Source organism: Streptomyces spinoverrucosus (assembly GCF_006539505.1).
GTDB lineage: Bacteria > Actinomycetota > Actinomycetes > Streptomycetales > Streptomycetaceae > Streptomyces > Streptomyces spinoverrucosus.
In genome coordinates this window covers 247,126-264,504 of the sequence record NZ_BJND01000008.1, presented here as the reverse complement: position 1 = coordinate 264,504, position 17,379 = coordinate 247,126, and the positions used below count along the sequence as shown (strand labels likewise).

Genomic DNA, 17,379 nt, shown 5'->3' with positions numbered 1-17,379 from the left:
CCCACTGGTTCGGCATACGTCGTATGCACTGGTCGACCGGTAAGAGGGGAGTAAGTCATAGGTGGTTCCCTCACTTTCGGGGAGACTCGGGGTCAAAGGCGGCCCCACCGGCGCGACACACCTGGAAGAGTCGTATCCATGCAGGTCTGGCCTGGAGAGGCATATCCGCTCGGCGCCACGTACGACGGCGCCGGCACCAACTTCGCGGTCTTCACGGAGGCCGCGGACCGAGTAGAGCTGTGTCTGCTGCACGACGACGGCTCGGAGACGGCGGTGGAACTGCGGGAGAGCGACGCGTTCGTCCGGCACGCGTACCTGCCGGGCGTCATGCCGGGGCAGCGGTACGGCTACCGAGTGCACGGCCCGTACGCCCCGGAGCGGGGGCTGCGCTGCAACTCGGCGAAGCTGCTGCTCGACCCGTACGCGCGCGCGATCAGCGGTTCGATCTCGTGGGGCGAGGAGGTGTACGGCTATCCGTTCGGCTCACCGGACAAGCGCAACGACCTGGACTCCGCACCGCACACCATGACGTCCGTCGTGGTGAACCCGTACTTCGACTGGGGCGACGACCGGCCGCCCCGCACGGAGTACCACGACACGGTGATCTACGAGGCCCATGTGAAGGGCCTGACCATGCGCCACCCGGAGCTGCCGGAGGAGCTGCGCGGCACCTACGCGGCGCTCGCCCATCCGGCGGTCATCGATCACCTCACGAAACTCGGCGTCACCACCCTGGAGCTCATGCCCGTACACCAGTTCGTCAATGACCACCGTCTGGTGGACATGGGCCTGAACAACTACTGGGGCTACAACACCATCGGCTTCTTCGCCCCGCACAACACCTACGCCTCCTGGGGCGACCGCGGGCAGCAGGTCCTGGAGTTCAAGTCGGCGGTGCGGGCGCTGCACGAGGCCGGGATCGAGGTGATCCTGGACGTCGTCTACAACCACACCGCCGAGGGCAACCATCTGGGCCCGACGCTGTCCTTCCGAGGCCTGGACAACCCGTCGTACTACCGGCTTGCGGACGACCCCCGCTACTACATGGACACGACCGGGACCGGAAACTCCCTGCTCATGCGGTCCCCGCACGTCCTTCAGCTGATCATGGACTCGCTGCGGTACTGGGTCACCGAGATGCACGTCGACGGCTTCCGCTTCGACCTCGCGGCCACGCTGGCGCGGCAGTTCCACGAGGTGGACCGGCTGTCGTCGTTCTTCGACCTGGTGCAGCAGGACCCGGTGGTGTCCCAGGTGAAGCTGATCGCCGAGCCGTGGGACGTGGGCGAGGGCGGCTACCAGGTGGGCAACTTCCCGCCGCTGTGGACGGAGTGGAACGGCAAGTACCGGGACACGGTACGGGACCTGTGGCGGGGCGAGCCGCGCACGCTGGCGGAGTTCGCCTCCCGGCTGACCGGCTCGTCCGATCTGTACCAGGACGACGGGCGCCGGCCACTCGCCTCCATCAACTTCGTGACCTGCCACGACGGCTTCACCCTGCATGACCTGGTGTCGTACAACCACAAGCACAACGAGGCCAACGGGGAGGACAACCGCGACGGCGAGAGCCACAACCGGTCCTGGAACTGCGGCGCGGAGGGCGACACCGACGATCCTGCCGTGCTGGCACTGCGGGCCCGGCAGATGCGCAACTTCGTCGCCACGCTGATGATGTCCCAGGGCGTGCCGATGATCAGTCACGGCGACGAGTTCGCGCGCACCCAGCGCGGCAACAACAACGCCTACTGCCAGGACAGCGACCTGTCCTGGGTCCAGTGGCCGCAGGACGACAACGATCTGCTGGACTTCACGCGCGCGATGGTGTGGCTGCGCAAGGACCACCCCGTGCTGCGCAGGCGGCGCTTCTTCCACGGGCGGCCGGTGGAGGGCACGCACGACGATCTGTCCGACATCGGCTGGTTCACCCCCGAGGGCAAGGAGATGACCCAACGGGACTGGGAGTCGGCGCAGGCGTCGGCGCTGACGGTGTTCCTCAACGGCAACGCGATCTCCGAGCCGGGGCCGCGCGGGGAACGGATCACCGACGACTCGTTCCTGCTCATGTTCAACGCCTCACCCAAGGCGCTGGACTTCGTGGTGCCGGTCAACCACGGACGACAGTGGCAGGTCGTCGTCGACACCGCCCGGCCCGAGGGCGTGCCGCCGGGCACGGGCCCGAAGGTGGCGGCCGGGGACCGGCTGACGCTGGTGGACCGGAGCCTGACGGTGTTGCAGCGGCCCGACTAGGCGGGGGTGCCGCTGTCGGGCACGCGCGCGTGGGAGGTGTTGTCGGTGCGTCCGGTGTACGTCGCCGGACGCACTGTCCCGGCGAGGGCGGCGGCCGTGGAGAGGCCCCTGCGGCGGCGCTCGTCACTCCCATGGCGGCGTACACCAGCGCGGCCTGCTCCGCGTGTGGGCGGACGCACCGGGGGACGATGACACGAAACCCGGCCGGGCGGGTACGTAGCTTTCCATGACACCTGCGCGTCCTGACCCGGTGGTGCCCACGGCCACGTACCGGCTGCAGTTGCAGCCCGAGTTCCCGTTCGGGGCCGCGGCGGCGGCCGTGCCGTATCTGGCCTCGCTCGGCGTCTCACATCTGCACCTGTCCCCCGTCCTGGAGGCCGTGCCGGGCTCGCTGCACGGCTACGACGTCGTGGACCACGCGCGCGTGCGTGCGGAACTGGGCGGCGAGGAAGGGCTGCGGGCGCTCGCGCACACCGCGCGGGAGCACGGTCTGGGCCTGGTGCTGGACATCGTGCCGAACCACATGGCGATGGTGCCGGGCCACAACCGCGCCCTGTGGGAGGTGCTGCGGGAGGGCCCCAAGTCGCCGTACGCGCGCTGGTTCGACATCGACTGGGAGGCACAGGGCGGCCAGATGCTGCTGCCGGTGCTCGGGCACCCGCTCGGCACCGAGCTCGAGCACCTTCAGGTCGACGGAGACGTCCTGCGCTACCACGACCACGCGTTCCCGCTGCGCGACGGCACCGAACAGCTGCCCCTGCCGCAGCTGCTGGACGCGCAGTGGTACCGCCCGGTGTGGTGGCGGCTGGCCCGCACCGAGCTCAACTACCGGCGTTTCTTCAGCATCTCCGAGCTCATCGGGGTGCGCGTGGAGGACCCGGAGGTGTTCGAGGCGACGCACGCCAAGATCCTGCAGCTGCTGCACGACGGGGTGATCGACGGGCTGCGCATCGACCACCCCGACGGGCTCGCCGACCCCGACGCCTACCTGAGGCGGCTGCACGAGGCGACGGGCGGCCGCTGGACGGTCGTGGAGAAGATCCTGTCCGACGGGGAGCGGCTGCCGGCCTCCTGGCCCGTCGCGGGCACCACGGGCTACGACGCCCTGCGGCACGTCGACGGCGTGTTCACGGACCCCGCGGGGGCCGGTGAACTCCTCGGCCAGTACCGCCGGTTCGCGGCCCCGCAGACGGACCGGGGCGGCCACTGGGAGGCGACGGCACGGCGGGCCGCGTACCGCGTGCTGGAGCACGAACTGGCCGCCGAGGTGGACCGGCTGACCCGGTCGGCGAGCCGCCTGTGCGCGGCGTCACCCGACCCGGCGCTGCGCGACCGCGCGCCCTGGGCACTGCACACGGCGCTGCGGGAGCTGCTGGTGCGGTTGGAGGTCTACCGGCCGTACGCCTCCGGGGACGCGGCGGGCGTCGTCACGGAGGAGGCCGCGGCGGAGGCCAGGGCGGCCTTCGTGGTCCCCGAGGAGGCCGGTGCGGTCGATGTCGTGCGCGGGCTGGTGCTGGGGCGGTACGGCGACGCGCCGGACCATCTTCAGTTCCGGGCGCGGTTCGCGCAGACCGCGTCGGCGTTGCGGGCGAAGTCCGTGGAGGACACGGCGTTCTACCGCTATGTGCCGCTGCTGTCGGCGACCGAGGTGGGCGGGAATCCGGGGATCCCGGCGCTGTCCCCGGAGGAGTTCCACGCGTACTGCGCGCGCGTGCAGCGCGACTGGCCGCTGACCGGGACCGTCGTGTCGACGCACGACACCAAGCGCAGCGCGGACGTGCGGGCGGCGCTGGCCGTGCTCACCGAGTGCCCGCAGCGCTGGGCGGACGTACTGACCGAGGTGACCCGCACGGGCGAAGGCGTACCGGACGCGCAACTGGCGTGGGCGGCCTGGCAGACGGTGTTCGGCCTCGGCCCGGCCGACCCGGACCGGGTACGGCAGGCGCTGCTGAAGCATGTGCGCGAGGCCGGGCTGTACACCAGCTGGACCGAGCAGGAGCCGCCGTACGAGGAGGCGGTGACGGCTTTCGTCGCGGCGGGCCCGTGCGGTCCCCCGGGGGAGCCGGTGGCCGCCCTGCGCGCCGAGCTGGAGCCCCACATCCGGGCCAATGTGCTCGGTACGGCGCTGGTCCATCTGACCATGCCGGGGGTGCCGGATCTGTACCAGGGCACGGAGGGCGAGTACCGGGCACTGGTCGACCCGGACAACCGCCGCCCGGTCGGTTTCCCGCCCTCTGACGATCCGGGCGCCAAGGGCGCGGTGACCGGGGCGGCGCTGCGTCTGCGGGCGCGCCGACCCGAGGTATTCGGGGAGGCGGCGACGTACACGCCCCTGGCGCCCGAGGGCTCAGCGGCCGCGCACTGCCTGGCGTACGCACGCTCCGGCGAGGTCGTCGCGGCCGTCACCCGGCTGTCGCTGCGACTGAAGGAGGCGGGTGGCTGGCGGAACACGACCCTGCCACTGCCGCCCGGACGCTGGGCCGATGCGCTGACTCCGGTGCGGGAGTTCAGCGGGCACGCGCGCGTGGGGGACCTTTTCGATCCGCTGCCTGTGGCGTTGCTGGAGCGGGTGGGTTGACGGGCGGACGGGTTGGGCGTGGAGCAGTCGGTCGGTGTCGGTGGCGGGTGGCACTGGAGGTCGCCCGGGGGGCAGCCGGGGGCAGGTCCAACCGAGGCGCGGGATGGCGGCGGAGTCCGGGGGCTTGGGGGCGGGGGCGTGTGCGCCGTGTCCTGGCGTGAACTCGCTTTCGGGCGGGCGTGTGTGCATCCGGGCGCCCCCTGGAGGCTCCCCCGCCATCTCCTTGACACCGCCCGGAGACCGTGCGGTACTGCGGGTGCGAAGCCGGGCGGACAAACGGGGGTGAGTCTCCTGCCGGAGCTGCGCTACCCCACCGTGACCGAAATCGTGGCGTTCGCCCGGGCGTTGGCCGCTCAGCATCCCGGCTTGTGTGCCCTCCGGCAGATCGGCGTCTCCCGCGCGGGCCGGCCGCTGCATCTGCTGTCCGTGGGGCGCGCCCAGCGCGCCGTCCTGGTCGTCGCGGGCGCCCACTCGAACGAACCGACCGGGGGTTCGACGCTGCTGGCGGTCGCCGAACGGGTGGTGCACGAGCGGCCGTTGCGGTCCGGCATATCGTGGCACTTCCTGCTGTGCGCGGACCCGGACGGGGCGAGCCTGCACGTCACCCCGGCGCCCCGCAGCCTGTTCGACTACCACCTCGGGTTCTTCCGGCCCGCCGGCCCGGAGCAGCCTGAGTGGTCGCCCGCCGTGCTGCCCCCGGACCGGCTGCCGCCCGAGACACGTGCCCTGACCGGCGTCATCGACGAGCTGCGCCCCTACCTCCAGGTGACCCTGCACGGCACCGACCTGGGCGGCAGCTGGGTGCAGTTGACGAAGGAGATACCCGGCCTGGCCGAGCCGTTCGCCAAGTCCGCAGCGGAGCTGCACATACCCGTGGAGACCGGCGCGTCGGACGCCGCGGGCTGGCCCGCGACCGGCCCCGGGGTGCATGTGATGCCGGCCGCCGGTGCCGGCCTGGCCTATCCGAGCCTGCCCGCGGACGACGCCCGGCACAGCACCTGGTACCACGTCCACCGGTACGGCGGCCTGACGGCGGTCGTGGAGGTGCCGATGTGGGCGAGCGACCTGGTGGACGACCCCGCCCCGCATCCGGCGCCTGCCGCGGCGATGCGGCGCCTGGCGGACCGGCTGCTGCGGGACACGCTCCAGGTGGAACGTGTGCTGTCCGACGCGTCACCCCGCCTGGAAGGCGTCGACGGGCCCCTGCTGCGGGCCGCCAGATGGGCGCTGGAGCTGGTGCCGGGGCTGGCCGCCGACTGGACGTACGCGCCGCCCGCCGGGCACACGATGGCGTACGTCGGCAGCGTCGACGCCTTCGCCCGCCGCCTGCCCCTGCGGGCGGCGGCGATGCTGTTGCGGGTCCTTCAGGAGACCGACGACCAGGCGGCCCCTCACCTCGAACGGCTCGTCGCGACCTGGAGCGATGCCTTCGCCGACCGCTTCCGCGCCCGCTGGGTGCCCCTGGAGCACCAGGTCGAGCACCAGGCCCGCACAGTCGTCACGGCAGCCCTCCACGCGCGCGACGGGTCGGCGTAAGCCGCCAAACCACCAGCCGCCAAACCACCAGCCGCCAACCACCACCCGTCAGCCATCAACCGTCAGCCGTCCAACGCGAACACCGCCCCCGTCCTCGCCCCCATCTCACAGTCGTTCGAAAACGTCTGCCGGTAGTCGACCGACTTCCCACCCCACTGCCCGCGCGCGTGGACCGTCACCGGCGCATAGATCATCGGGCAGTAGGCATGCTTCAGCGGCAGGCGGCGAATGTCGCCGCCCACGGCATCCAGCTGGGCGCATGCCTCGACGGCACGCCCGTGCCCCAGGGGCGGGTCGCACATCAGCAGGGTGTCCCACGTGTCGCTGGACCGGGCCTCGCCCCGGGTGACCGAGAGGTAGAGCCAGTCGCTCGTGCGGGACTCCTGGACCGTCGCCCGCGCCGGTGCGGCGCCGAGGGCGAGGAGGGCGGCCGCCGCCAGCAGACCGCCCCGTACGGCTTTCGTCGTGAGGGTGTACGTCATTCCCGATGCATCGGCACGACGGGCTCACAACCCCAGTCCGGCTCACCCGAACGGAAGCCCGCGTGCCGCCGGGCCAGCTCGAAAGCGGCGAGGACCACCTGGGCCTGGTACTCGGCCTGGCTGGGGACGGGGATCCAGCGGGCCCCGCAGCCGTCCCGGTACTCCGCACACCACTGGTCGACCAGTCGGTCCAGCTCCGCCAGCACACCGGCCGGATCGCGCCCCGCGCGCGTGACGAGCTGATGCAGCAGCCCCGCGGTCCGCAGGGCCAGCCGTCGCCCGGCGATGCGCAGGGCGGTCAGGTGGGCGGTGCTCAGCGGCGGCAGGGGGCGGTGCGGCGGGTCGTCGACGTCGGGGTCCCAGGCGTCGGCGAGCCCGGGGCAGACGAGCAGGTAGTCGTCGACCGGGGCCAGCAGGCGGGCCGCGTCCGGGACGGCGGCGGCATGCGGGCGCACGCGCGCGAGGATGCCCCGCAGCAGCCGCGTGTCCTGGCGCAGGGTGCGGCTGATGGTGCGCAGCGCGGCGTCCGGGTCGGCGGGCGCGGAGCCGTCCGCCACGCCGTCCACGCCCCACATGGGCGCCTCCACGACGGCCGTCACGGTGCCGTGCCGGTGCGGGTGGTACCAGGTCGACTCGACGGCCGCCTCGGTGATGGCCTCGACCCGGTTGCCCCGGCGCGGCGGTGGTATCCGGTAGACGGCGGGCCCCAGTGCCGGCCAGTACAGGGCGTCGTACGCCCCGAGTTCGCGCGGGATGCCGAGACGGGCCGACGTCTGCGACAGGGACTGCGCGAGACCGGGCAGGTCACGGGTGAGTTCGACGAAGCCGCCGCCGACGTCGACGCCGTGCAGGGAGCACTGGAAGAAAGGTTTCAGTTCGTCCTGGAGGGCGAGCAGGGCCCGCGTTTCCGGCAGTACGGCACCGTCGGCGCCGTCGGGCAGCCACTCGGGCTGTTCCAGGAAGCCGGGGCGGAAGAACCCGCGGAAGTACCGGTCGAGGCTGTACGGGCCCGTCAGCCAGCCCTCGTTGTGGCGCAGGCCGTCGGGGTCGAGGCACAGCAGCAGGTTCCAGGTGGCGTCGGCGCCCTCGGTCAGGCGGGGGTCGGCGAGGGCCCGTTCGGCCAGCAGCAGGACGGTGGCGCCGCCGACGGGCTCGTTGGCGTGCGGTCCGGCGACGACCAGGGCGTGGCGGCTGCCGTGGCCGACGGACAGCAGCCACAGGGGCGTACCCGCGCGCGAGGTGCCGATACGGCGCAGCCGTGCGGAACGGGGCCGGCGGGCGACGAGCGCGGCCGCTCGCGCGCCCAGCTCGTCGACGGTCGGATAGCGGAGGAGGGGCGGCAGGGCACACCTCCGTGGCGCCGTCGGTTCACCTGGTGTATGTGGTGCACGCACAGTCAGTCACGAGTTCAGATGTACGTCAACACCGCCAGGGGCCGGGCCATTTCATAGTCAGTTGTCCGCGAGCCGGAACGCCATCTGCCCGAAGCCGACCTGGTCGCCCTCGCGGACCACGGTCGCGCCGATGACGCGCCGCCCGTTCACGGTGGTGCCATTGGTCGAGCCGAGGTCCCGCAGGACCCACATGCCGCCCTGGCGGGTGAGTTCGGCGTGCACCCGGGAGACCGTCTCGTGGGTCAGCCGGAGCCCGTTGGCGGGGTCCCGCCCTATGCGCAAGGGGCGGCCGGCCGCCGGGTGGGGCAGCAGCAGCTTCGGCAGCCGTTCGGCCCGCCAGGCCCTGCGCAGCCGCTCGGTGAAGCCCGACACCGCCTCGACCGTGCCGAACACCAGGCGCGCGACCCGGCCCTCGGAGTGCAGGTCGGCGGTAAGGGCGGCGAGCTCGTCGGACCGGCGGGCGGCGAGCGCCAGTTCCATGCGCCGGATGAACGTGTCGTGCGACAGACGGCCCATGGCGACGCCGTCACGCAGCACCTTCAGCGCCTTGTCGCGCTCCGCGTCGGACAGCCGCGCGGGGTGGGTCGAGAACTCGAAGGACGACGTCACACGGGTGATTGTCGGGCAGTGAACCCCGGGTGTCCAGAAATCGGGGAAACGGCCACCACGCGCGCGTAACCGGACGACACTCGCCGCAAAAGAGGGTATCCACAAGCGGATTGATCTCGTTTGAAGCACGATGATCGGGCTACATCACGGTGAGCAGACGAAGGGGAACCGTCCGTGCAGTTCGAGGTGTGGGCACCGCAGGCCGGCCGTGTGACGCTCCATTGCGACGGAGCCACGCGCGCGATGGAGCACGATCCGGACCGAGCGGGGTGGTGGATCGTCGAGGCGGATGCGCGTGACGGCACGCGCTACGGCTTCACGGTGGACGACGGCCCGGTGCGGCCCGATCCGCGCTCGCGGCGGCAGCCGGACGGCCCCGACGGGCTGAGCGCGGTCCTCGACCACGGGCTCCACACCTGGCGCGCCGAGTGGTCCGGCCGCCCGCTGCCGGGCGTGGTCCTGTACGAGCTGCACGTGGGCACGTACACGCGTGAGGGCACACTGGACGCGGCGGCGGAGCGGCTCGGGCATCTCGCCGAACTGGGCATCACACACGTCGAGTTGATGCCGCTGTGCCCCTTCCCCGGGCGGCACGGCTGGGGTTACGAGGGCGTCTCGCTGTGGGCGGTGCACGAGCCGTACGGCGGTCCCGCGGCGCTGAAACGCTTCGTCGACCGGGCCCACGAACTCGGTCTTGGCGTGGTCCTCGACGTCGTGCACAACCACCTCGGTCCGTCCGGCAATTACCTGCCCGAGTTCGGCCCGTACTTCACCGACCGGCACCACACGCCGTGGGGCGTGGCCGTCAACCTGGACGCGCCCGGGTCGGACGAGGTGCGGGAGTTCCTGATCGGCAGCTCGCTGGCGTGGCTGCGCGACTACCGGATCGACGGGCTGCGGCTGGACGCCGTGCACGCGCTGGCGGACGCGCGGGCGGTGCACTTCCTGGAGGAGCTGTCGGCCGCGGTGGACGCCCTCGCGGCGGATTCGGGCCGCACGCTGTTCCTGATCGCCGAGTCCGACCGCAACGACCCGCGGCTCATCACGGCCCGCGAGGAGGGCGGGCTGGGGGTGCACGCGCAGTGGAACGACGACTTCCACCACGCCCTGCACACGGCGCTGACGGGCGAGTCGCAGGGCTACTACGCCGACTTCGCACGCGCCCCCATCAGCGCGCTCGCCAAGACGCTCACCGGCGGTTTCTTCCACGACGGCACGTACTCCAGCTTCCGGGGCCGGCGCCACGGGCGGCCGCTGGACCGTACGCGGGTCGCCGCGCACCGGCTCCTGGGGTACAGCCAGACCCACGACCAGGTCGGCAACCGCGCGCAGGGTGACCGCCTTTCCGCCCAGCTCTCCCCCGGCCTGCTGGCCTGCGCGGCCGCGCTGGTGCTGACCGGGCCGTTCACGCCGATGCTGTTCATGGGCGAGGAGTGGGCGGCCGGCACGCCCTGGCAGTTCTTCACCGACCACACCGATCCCGACCTCGCGGAGGCGGTACGGCGGGGCAGGCGGCGGGAGTTCGCGGCGCACGGCTGGGCCGAGGAGGACGTACCCGACCCGCAGGACCCGGCGACCCGGGACCGCTCCTGCCTCGACTGGTCCGAGCCCGACAGCGAGCCCCACGCGCGCGTGCTGGCCTGGTACCGCCGGCTCATCGCCCTGCGCCACGAACAGCCGGACCTCACCGACCCCGACCTCGCCGACATCAAGGTGGCCCACGACGAGGAGGCGCGCTGGCTCGCCTTCCGGCGCGGGGACCTCTGCGTGGCCGTGAACCTAGCCAAAACCCCCGCGGAGATCCCCCTGGGCACCCGCCCCGCCGAGGTCCTCGCCGCGTGGGAGCCGGTCGGACCGCCGGACGGGGAGGGTGTGCTGCGGGTGCCCGGGGAGTGCTGTGTGGTGGTGGCGCAGCCGTAGGGGCACGCGCGCGTGGGGTGCGTGCGCTGGGCGGCACGCGCGCGTGCGGGTCCCCGCTCGGGCGTGGCGCACGGCGTGCGGCTGCCCGATCGGGTCGGCACGCGCGCGGGTGGGTCCCACTCCGGCGTCGCGCGCGGGCGAATGCCGTCCGAGGTTTGCACGCACGCGGGTGCCCAATCAGGGCAGCACACGCGCGTACAGGTCCCGCTCGGGCGTGGCGCGCGGGCAAGTGCCCGCACAAGGTCGCGCTCGGACGGGGTGCCCACTCACGTCGGCACACGCCCCGGCGTCGCGCGCGGGCGAATGCCGTCCGAGGTTTGCACGCACGCGGGTGCCCAATCAGGGCAGCACACGCGCGTACAGGTCCCGCTCGGGCGTGGCGCGCGGGCGAGTGCCCGCACGAGGTCGCGCGCGGACGGGTCCCACGCAGGTCGGCACACGCGCGCGGCTCCCGCCAGGGCGTCGCGCGCGTGCGGGTCCCGCTGGGGCGTCGCGCGCGTGCGGGTCCCGCTGGGGCGTCGCGCACGGGCAAGGGCCCGCACCAGGTCGCGCTCGGACGGGGTGCCCACTCAGGTCGGCACACGCGCGTCCCCGCTCCTGGCAAGCAGGCACCGCCCGTCCCTAGAGCGCGTCCTCCGGGTCGTCACCGCGGAGTTCCGTCACGCGTTCCAGCAGGATCGGCTCCCAGGCGTGGTGGAGCTGGGTCCTGAGGTGGGGCAGGGGTGCTTCGCCCCGGCCGGTGAGGCGGTCGGACAGCTGGATGACGCTGTCGCAGCGGGCCAGCCACAGGCCGCGCAGGCAGGGGCGGGCGCCGTAACCGGCCAGGGTGGCGGCGCGGACGGCGGCGGGGGCGCCGACGGCGAGGGCGAGGGCGGCGATGTCCTCGGCGGGATCGCCGACGACCGCGTCGGCCCAGCCCAGAACGCCGCGGACCCGGCCGTCGGCGCTGACCACCAGGTGCGCGCCGGTGAGGCCGTGGTGGACGAGAACCGCGCCGCCGGGCTGGGCGGCGAGCTGGACCGCCGCGGGCGGGGTGAACTGGTGCAGACGGGCGGCGTCGAACTCGTCGGCCGCGGTGAGGCGTTCGGCGGCCCGTCCCGCAGCCCTGCGCAGCGCCTCCAGGGACCGTGGAGCGGCACGCGGCACGCCGAGCGCCTCGGCCTGCCGTACGGGCACCTCGCGCAGCCCTGTGAGGAGTCCGGCCAGGTCGGCCTCGCCGAGGGCGGAGACGTCGCGCTCGGGCGCCGAGCCGCCGGGGACCTTGGCATCGAGCGTGTAGGTGAGGCCGGGCGCCCACTCGCCGTGCGCCACGCTGGTCGGCACGGCGACCGGGACGTGCGGCCGGACGAGGTCGCGCAGCCGCAGTTCGCGGCGCTGCCGCGCGGCGGCCTCCCGGTCGGGGGCGAGACGCAGCACGTGCCGGGTACCGATCCACCACGTGGCCTGGCCGCCGCCCTCGGCGACCGGCCGGACGTCCGCACCGGCCGCGCCCTCCTTGAGCAGGGAACGGATCAGTCGGCGGACGGTGTCCTCGGTGGGTGTCGGTGCCTGGGTCATGGTCGGACCGTTGTCGCTCGGGTGCGGACAGGGACTCCTGGGTCGGGTCACTCCACTATGAGCATCTCCCGGGCGGTGTCGTTGAGGCGCCGCCCACCGTCCTCGGTCACGGTCACGATGTCCTCGATGCGCACCCCGAACCGCCCCGGCAGATAGATCCCGGGCTCCACGGAGAAGCACATGCCGGGGACCAGGGGCTGCTCCTCACCCTCGATCATGTACGGCGGCTCATGCGTGGTGACTCCGATGCCGTGCCCGGTGCGGTGGATGAAGTACTCGCCGTACCCGGCGTCGGCGATGACCGCGCGGGCGGCCCGGTCGACCTCCTGGCAGGGCACCCCCGGTCGGACCGCCCGGAAGCCCGCCTCCTGGGCCTCGCGCACGATGTCGTGCACCCGGCGCTCCTCGTCGGTGGGTTCGCCGACGTGCACCGTGCGGGAGGTGTCGGAGCCGTAGCCGTCCTTGAGGCCGCCGAAGTCGAGGACGACCATGTCGCCGCGCTCCATGACACGGTCGCCGGCCTCGTGGTGCGGGTTGGCCCCGTTCGGGCCGGAGGCGACGATCGTGAAGTCGACCTGGGAGTGTCCGAACCGGCGCAGCAGGTCGGCGAGGTCGCCGGCGACGTCCGACTCCCGTCGGCCGCCGAAGGGAACCTTCCTGATCTCCTCGAACGTTGCGTCTGCGGCCGCTCCCGCGGCCGCCATGAGCTCCAGCTCCGCCGCGTCCTTGACGGCGCGCAGCATGGGCAGTGCCTCCGTCAGGGAGGCGTACGACGTGCCGGGCAGCGACTTCTGCAGGCCCAGCAGGTGCATGGCCCAGGCGTTGTCACTGATGCCGAAGCGTCCCGCGGCGGCGAGCAGGCCTGCGGTCAGGGCGTAGGGGTCCTTGCCGTCGGTCCAGTCCCGCAGCGTCAGGGCCGCCGCTCCCGCCGCCTGCGCGGCGTCGGGGGCCTCCAGGGTGGGGACGACGAGGACGGGATCCCGGTCGGCGGTGAGGACCAGCAGGGTGAGCCGTTCGGTGACCGCGGTGGGCGCGTAGCCGGTGAGCCACACCAGGTCCGGCCCCGGCGCGACGAGCAGCCCGGCCAGCCCCGCGTCGGCGGCGGCCCGCGAGGCGCGCTCCATGCGGGCGCGGTAGTCGTCGGCGGTGAAGGGCGCGGCCGTACTGCCGGTCATCCAAGCCTCCTTGAGCCGGTACGGGAGTACCACGGGCAGCATCCTGCCCGCCCGGAGGGGACGACGCGAGCCAGTAAACGGGGATTCGGCAGAAGTCGGGCGGGAACTCCGGACGGCGGTCGGACCATTCCCACGGTGGCCGAGTGGCCGACGCCGCCCGCCATAGCGACCGCGTCCCCAGCGTCACGCCTCCGGTGCCGCGCAAACCCTCACCGGCCCGGCAGCCGCTCAGTGACTTCCTGGACTGTCCAGCCGTTGCCGTCCGGGTCGCTGAACGAGACGTAGGAACCGTAACTGTGCCGCTCAGGATCCGGCCCGGGTACCCGGTTCTTCGTACCCGCGTGGTGGAACACCCCGCCGGCGTCGTGGAACACCTCACTGACGTCGACCCCGTTCCCGCTCAGCTCCGCCCGCGCCGCCTCGATGTCCGTCACCACAAGGTGCAGGCCCTCGGCGGATCCCGGCGCGGCGGAGCTGACCTCGTCCCCGAAGATGACCGAGCACGCGGATCCGGGCGGTGTCAGTTGCACCACCCGAAGGCCGTCACCGGTGGCGAAGTCCGCGTCCAGTCGCCACCCCAGCGCCTTGTAGAAGCCCAGCGACCGGTCGACGTCCACGACCGGGATCACCACCACTTCGAGTGCCATGTCCACGATGGAACCCTCCTGTTCTCCCGGAGACACATGTTGGTGAGTCGCCTCGATCAGTGGGGCAGCAGCTGTTGACCGCCGTCGATGTCGTAAGTGGCGCCCGTCAGCGCGTCGTTGCACATGATCTGTACGGCCAGCGCGTGCGACATCGTCCAGGCCGACCACTCGTCGTATGGGCAGCGTGGCGCGCAGTTCCTCTCGCCGCGCCTCGAGCTGATCGCCCAGGAGCGAGGCTGACAGAGGTGTGTCGACGAAGCCGGCAGCGATGAGATTGACCCGGACCGGCGCCAGTTCGAGCGCCAGGTTGGCGGTGAGAGCGGGGAGCGCCGCTGTGAGTGCCGACGTGATGCTTCTGCCGACGCCGGGGCGCCGACTGCCGGTGCCGCCGATGAACAGCAGCGTCCCCGCGTCCCGCACCTTGCCTCCGCTGTACTTGGCGATGCCGAGCGTCATGGCGATGCGGTAGCCGAAGTGGTGGCGCGCCTCGGCGAGGTCCAGGTCGGCCAAGGGCAGGTACGACGGGGAACCGGCTGTCGAGATGACGTGGTCGACCGTGCCGGGCAGGTCGTGGAAGAACTGCTGGAGACTGTCGGTGTCGGTGGCGTCGAGGGCCGCGGTGCTCAGCGGCCGGATCTCGGCCGCCGCCCGCTCCAGCCGCTGCCTGCTGCGCGCCACCATGACGACCTGGCCGCCGAGGGCGCGGACGAGACGCGCGGTCGCAAGTCCGATCCCCGGACTGGCGCCGATCACCACCACGGTCTGTTCGTTCAGGCCGCGGTGCTGGTTCGGCGGGCTGCCCGTCATCTGCTTCTCCGGTGATGAGTGGGCGGCGACGGTTCGGAGGGCCGGGGTTCGTCCTCGTGCGTCAGACGAGCGATCGGCCACCGCCCAGTTGGGGGTACAGCGCGTCCGGTCCTTCGGACAGCGCCGCCTGGACCTGATTACTGACGTCGTCGCCGAGCGCCTGGAGATGTCCTGCCTCGACTGCGTCGAGGGTGGAGCGGGCCACCGTGCCGGGATCGGACTTCGGGCCGGCACGGCGGCAGCCATGTCGGTCGCGAGGAGCCGACGTGCAGCGCCGTGACCTGGGTGCCCTGTTCCGCGAGGGCCACCCTCAAGGCGTTGGTCACCGACCATGCGGCGGACTTGGCCGCGGCGTATCCGGCGCTGACCGGGATCGACATCCAGCACAGCACGGAGAGGACGTTGATGGAGCGTCACGTCCTGGGCCTGGTCGGCCTCCGCTCCGACGAACTCGTGGTCGGTGATGTCCACGGCGACCGGTACGGCCCTCGGTGCGGAGACTTTCGCGGGATCACGCGCTCCGGCGTAGACCTTGGCTGCTCCGGCTTCGACAAGGGCCCGTACGAACTGCTCCCCGAGTCCTCGATTGGCCCCCGTGACGAACGCGACGGACCCTTCCAGCTTCATGGGAGGCCTCCCCGGCGAGGGGATCTCAGCGCCACAAGCCGTCGATGGACACCGCTACGGCGTGGCCGACTCTTTCGAACGTACCGCGCTTGGCTGCCCGCCACCACACGAGGCGGCAGGCGGCCCTCCCGGCCGAGGAGGCACGGCAGCACATACCGTCACGCAGGCGGACCCTATGTGCCGCGTGGGGCTGCAACTCCGTGACGGCCGCGGTCATTGGGGCCGGCGCGTACGGCGTCTGCCGCGTGCCGGCCATGCGATCACGCCACCGTGCCGGTGCGGTCCCGGTACGTCTCCAGGATGCGCAACCAGACCTCACTGATCGTCGGGAAGGCCGGGACGGCATGCCACAGCCGATCCACCTGCACCTCACTCGCGACGACGACGGTCGCGGAGTACAGGAGCTCCTGTGTTCCGGGACCGACGAACGTCACACCGACGACTGTGCGGCGTTCGGCGTCGATGAGCACACGCGCCCTGCCTTGGTACCCGTCGGAGTACTGGGCCGCGCCGGCGACGCGGCCGATGTCGTAGTCCACGACGTCGACGCGGAGCCCGGCACGCTCCGCCTCCCGCGTCGTCAGCCCCACGCTCGCCACCTCCGGCTCGGAGAAGACCACCTGGGGCACGGCGGCGCTGTCGGCCGTCGAGGCGTGGGCGCCCCACCGCCTGTCGTCGAGTGCCTCTCCCTTGGCGCGCGCTCCGATCACGGCGCCCGCGATGCGCGCCTGGTACTTGCCCTGGTGGGTCATCAGGGCACGGTGGTTGACGTCGCCGACCGCGTAGAGCCATCCGTCGGCGACGTCCGTCACCCGGTACGAGTCGTCCACGGTGAGCCAGTCGCCCGGGGTCAGGCCGATGGTCTCCAGGCCGATGTCCGCGGTGTGGGGCGAGCGGCCGGTCGCAAACAGGATCTCGTCCGCCACCAGTGAGTCTCCGTCGTCCAGATCGACCCGTACCGGGCTCTGCGCGCCGTCCTCCCGGGCGACGCCGGTCACCGAGGTGCCGAACCGCACATCCGCACCGGCGGCCCGCAGGGCGTCGGCCACCATCTCCCCGGCGAACGGTTCCATCCGGTTGAGCAGGCCCTTGTGTCCGCGCACCAGCATGGTCACCTGCGATCCGAGCGCCTGGAACGCCGTGGCCATCTCGACGGCCACCACGCCGCCGCCCACCACGGCGAGGCGGTCCGGCACGTGCCGGGCGGCGGTCGCGTCACGATTCGTCCAGGGGCGGGCGTGCTCCAGGCCCGGCAGATCGGGGAAGGCGGTGACCGTTCCGGTGCACACCCCGACGGCGTGCCGGGCCGTGAGGCGTACGGTCTCACCGTCGGGCATGTCCACCACGACCTGGCGCGGCCCGTCCAGCCGGCCGTGCCCCCGGATCAGGTCCACGGACACGGAACGAAGCCAGTCGACCTGGTCCTCGTCCTGCCAGTAGGTGGCCATCTTGTCGCGGTGCGCGAAGACCGCGGGCACGTCCAGCGGTCCTTCGACCGCTCGCCTCAGCCCCGGTACCCGGCGGGCGTCGGCGCGTGCGATCACGGGACGCAGCAGCGCCTTACTGGGTTCGCACGCCCAGAACGAGCACTCTCCGCCCAGCAGCTCGTTCTCCACGATCACCGATGTGAGCCCGGCGGCCCTCGTACGATCAGCCAGGTTCTCGCCCGCGGGACCGGCACCGAGAACCACCACGTCGTAGGCGCGAGAAGTGCCGTTCATGTCTGCTCCCGTCCGTGATCCGATGGGTTTCTCCATCTTCCTCCGGTGGCGGCGACATCTCCTGGTGGGGCGGCCGGCC

General features: G+C 72.5%; 12 protein-coding genes. 4 read left to right on the top strand and 8 right to left on the bottom strand.

The genetic code is table 11. The annotated features are described in order from the left end of the window. Positions 1-138 precede the first annotated feature (138 nt). The 3 genes from glgX (at position 139) to SSP24_RS07260 (ending at position 6,361) form a co-directional block, all read left to right on the top strand. Complete coding sequence (glgX, locus tag SSP24_RS07270; RefSeq protein ID WP_141307991.1) at positions 139-2,247, top strand: glycogen debranching protein GlgX; 2,109 nt, start codon at positions 139-141, stop codon at positions 2,245-2,247. Between the two features lie 226 nt (positions 2,248-2,473). Beyond that, entirely contained in the window at positions 2,474-4,825 is a 2,352-nt protein-coding gene (gene treY / locus SSP24_RS07265; protein ID WP_141307989.1) for a malto-oligosyltrehalose synthase, read from the top strand. Positions 4,826-5,107: 282 nt separating this feature from the next. After that, on the top strand, positions 5,108-6,361 hold the full coding sequence (locus SSP24_RS07260) for a M14 family zinc carboxypeptidase (RefSeq protein WP_141307987.1): 1,254 nt from the start codon (positions 5,108-5,110) through the stop codon (positions 6,359-6,361). A gap of 62 nt (positions 6,362-6,423) precedes the next feature. On the opposite strand, the gene SSP24_RS07255 is transcribed toward SSP24_RS07260, so the two are convergent. From SSP24_RS07255 to SSP24_RS07245, 3 genes are all read right to left on the bottom strand, one after another. Beyond that, positions 6,424-6,843 (bottom strand): SSI family serine proteinase inhibitor, encoded by a 420-nt coding sequence (locus SSP24_RS07255; RefSeq protein ID WP_141307985.1) that lies wholly within the window; start codon positions 6,841-6,843, stop codon positions 6,424-6,426. After that, positions 6,840-8,186: a M14 family zinc carboxypeptidase gene (locus tag SSP24_RS07250; RefSeq protein ID WP_229864902.1), complete on the bottom strand. Its 1,347-nt coding sequence runs from the start codon at positions 8,184-8,186 to the stop codon at positions 6,840-6,842. The genes SSP24_RS07255 and SSP24_RS07250 overlap by 4 nt, the downstream gene beginning before the upstream one ends. Before the next feature lie 108 nt (positions 8,187-8,294). Further along, positions 8,295-8,846 carry an FHA domain-containing protein gene (locus tag SSP24_RS07245; protein ID WP_141307982.1) on the bottom strand — a complete coding sequence of 184 codons (552 nt, stop codon included), beginning with the start codon at positions 8,844-8,846 and terminating at the stop codon, positions 8,295-8,297. Between the two features lie 174 nt (positions 8,847-9,020). Here SSP24_RS07245 and treZ point away from each other — a divergent pair, with 174 nt between their 5' ends. Next, positions 9,021-10,766, top strand: a complete 1,746-nt coding sequence (gene treZ, locus SSP24_RS07240) for a malto-oligosyltrehalose trehalohydrolase (protein ID WP_141307980.1) — start codon at positions 9,021-9,023, stop codon at positions 10,764-10,766. A gap of 621 nt (positions 10,767-11,387) precedes the next feature. Here the strand turns inward: treZ and SSP24_RS07235 are convergent. The 5 genes from SSP24_RS07235 to SSP24_RS07210 form a co-directional block, all read right to left on the bottom strand. Next, a complete protein-coding gene (locus SSP24_RS07235; RefSeq protein WP_141307978.1) occupies positions 11,388-12,323 on the bottom strand; it encodes a phosphotransferase family protein in 936 nt (311 codons plus the stop codon). 47 nt (positions 12,324-12,370) lie between these two features. After that, a complete protein-coding gene (locus tag SSP24_RS07230) occupies positions 12,371-13,498 on the bottom strand; it encodes an aminopeptidase P family protein (protein ID WP_141307976.1) in 1,128 nt (375 codons plus the stop codon). A gap of 209 nt (positions 13,499-13,707) precedes the next feature. Continuing rightward, complete coding sequence (locus SSP24_RS45095) at positions 13,708-14,952, bottom strand: SDR family oxidoreductase (RefSeq protein WP_308439607.1); 1,245 nt, start codon at positions 14,950-14,952, stop codon at positions 13,708-13,710. Positions 14,953-15,013: 61 nt separating this feature from the next. Beyond that, on the bottom strand, positions 15,014-15,157 hold the full coding sequence (locus SSP24_RS45090) for a hypothetical protein (RefSeq protein ID WP_308439608.1): 144 nt from the start codon (positions 15,155-15,157) through the stop codon (positions 15,014-15,016). A gap of 682 nt (positions 15,158-15,839) precedes the next feature. Further along, complete coding sequence (locus tag SSP24_RS07210) at positions 15,840-17,300, bottom strand: dihydrolipoyl dehydrogenase family protein (RefSeq protein WP_141307972.1); 1,461 nt, start codon at positions 17,298-17,300, stop codon at positions 15,840-15,842. Positions 17,301-17,379 lie beyond the last annotated feature (79 nt).

Bases quoted from the DNA above. Each gene is read 5' to 3' on its own strand.
- glgX (WP_141307991.1), top strand. From the start codon at position 139: ATGCAGGTCTGGCCTGGAGAGGCATATCCGCTCGGCGCCACGTACGAC.
- treY (WP_141307989.1), top strand. From the start codon at position 2,474: ATGACACCTGCGCGTCCTGACCCGGTGGTGCCCACGGCCACGTACCGG.
- SSP24_RS07255 (WP_141307985.1), bottom strand. From the start codon at position 6,843: ATGACGTACACCCTCACGACGAAAGCCGTACGGGGCGGTCTGCTGGCG.
- SSP24_RS07235 (WP_141307978.1), bottom strand. From the start codon at position 12,323: ATGACCCAGGCACCGACACCCACCGAGGACACCGTCCGCCGACTGATC.
- SSP24_RS07230 (WP_141307976.1), bottom strand. From the start codon at position 13,498: ATGACCGGCAGTACGGCCGCGCCCTTCACCGCCGACGACTACCGCGCC.
- SSP24_RS45095 (WP_308439607.1), bottom strand. From the start codon at position 14,952: ATGACGGGCAGCCCGCCGAACCAGCACCGCGGCCTGAACGAACAGACC.
- SSP24_RS07210 (WP_141307972.1), bottom strand. From the start codon at position 17,300: ATGAACGGCACTTCTCGCGCCTACGACGTGGTGGTTCTCGGTGCCGGT.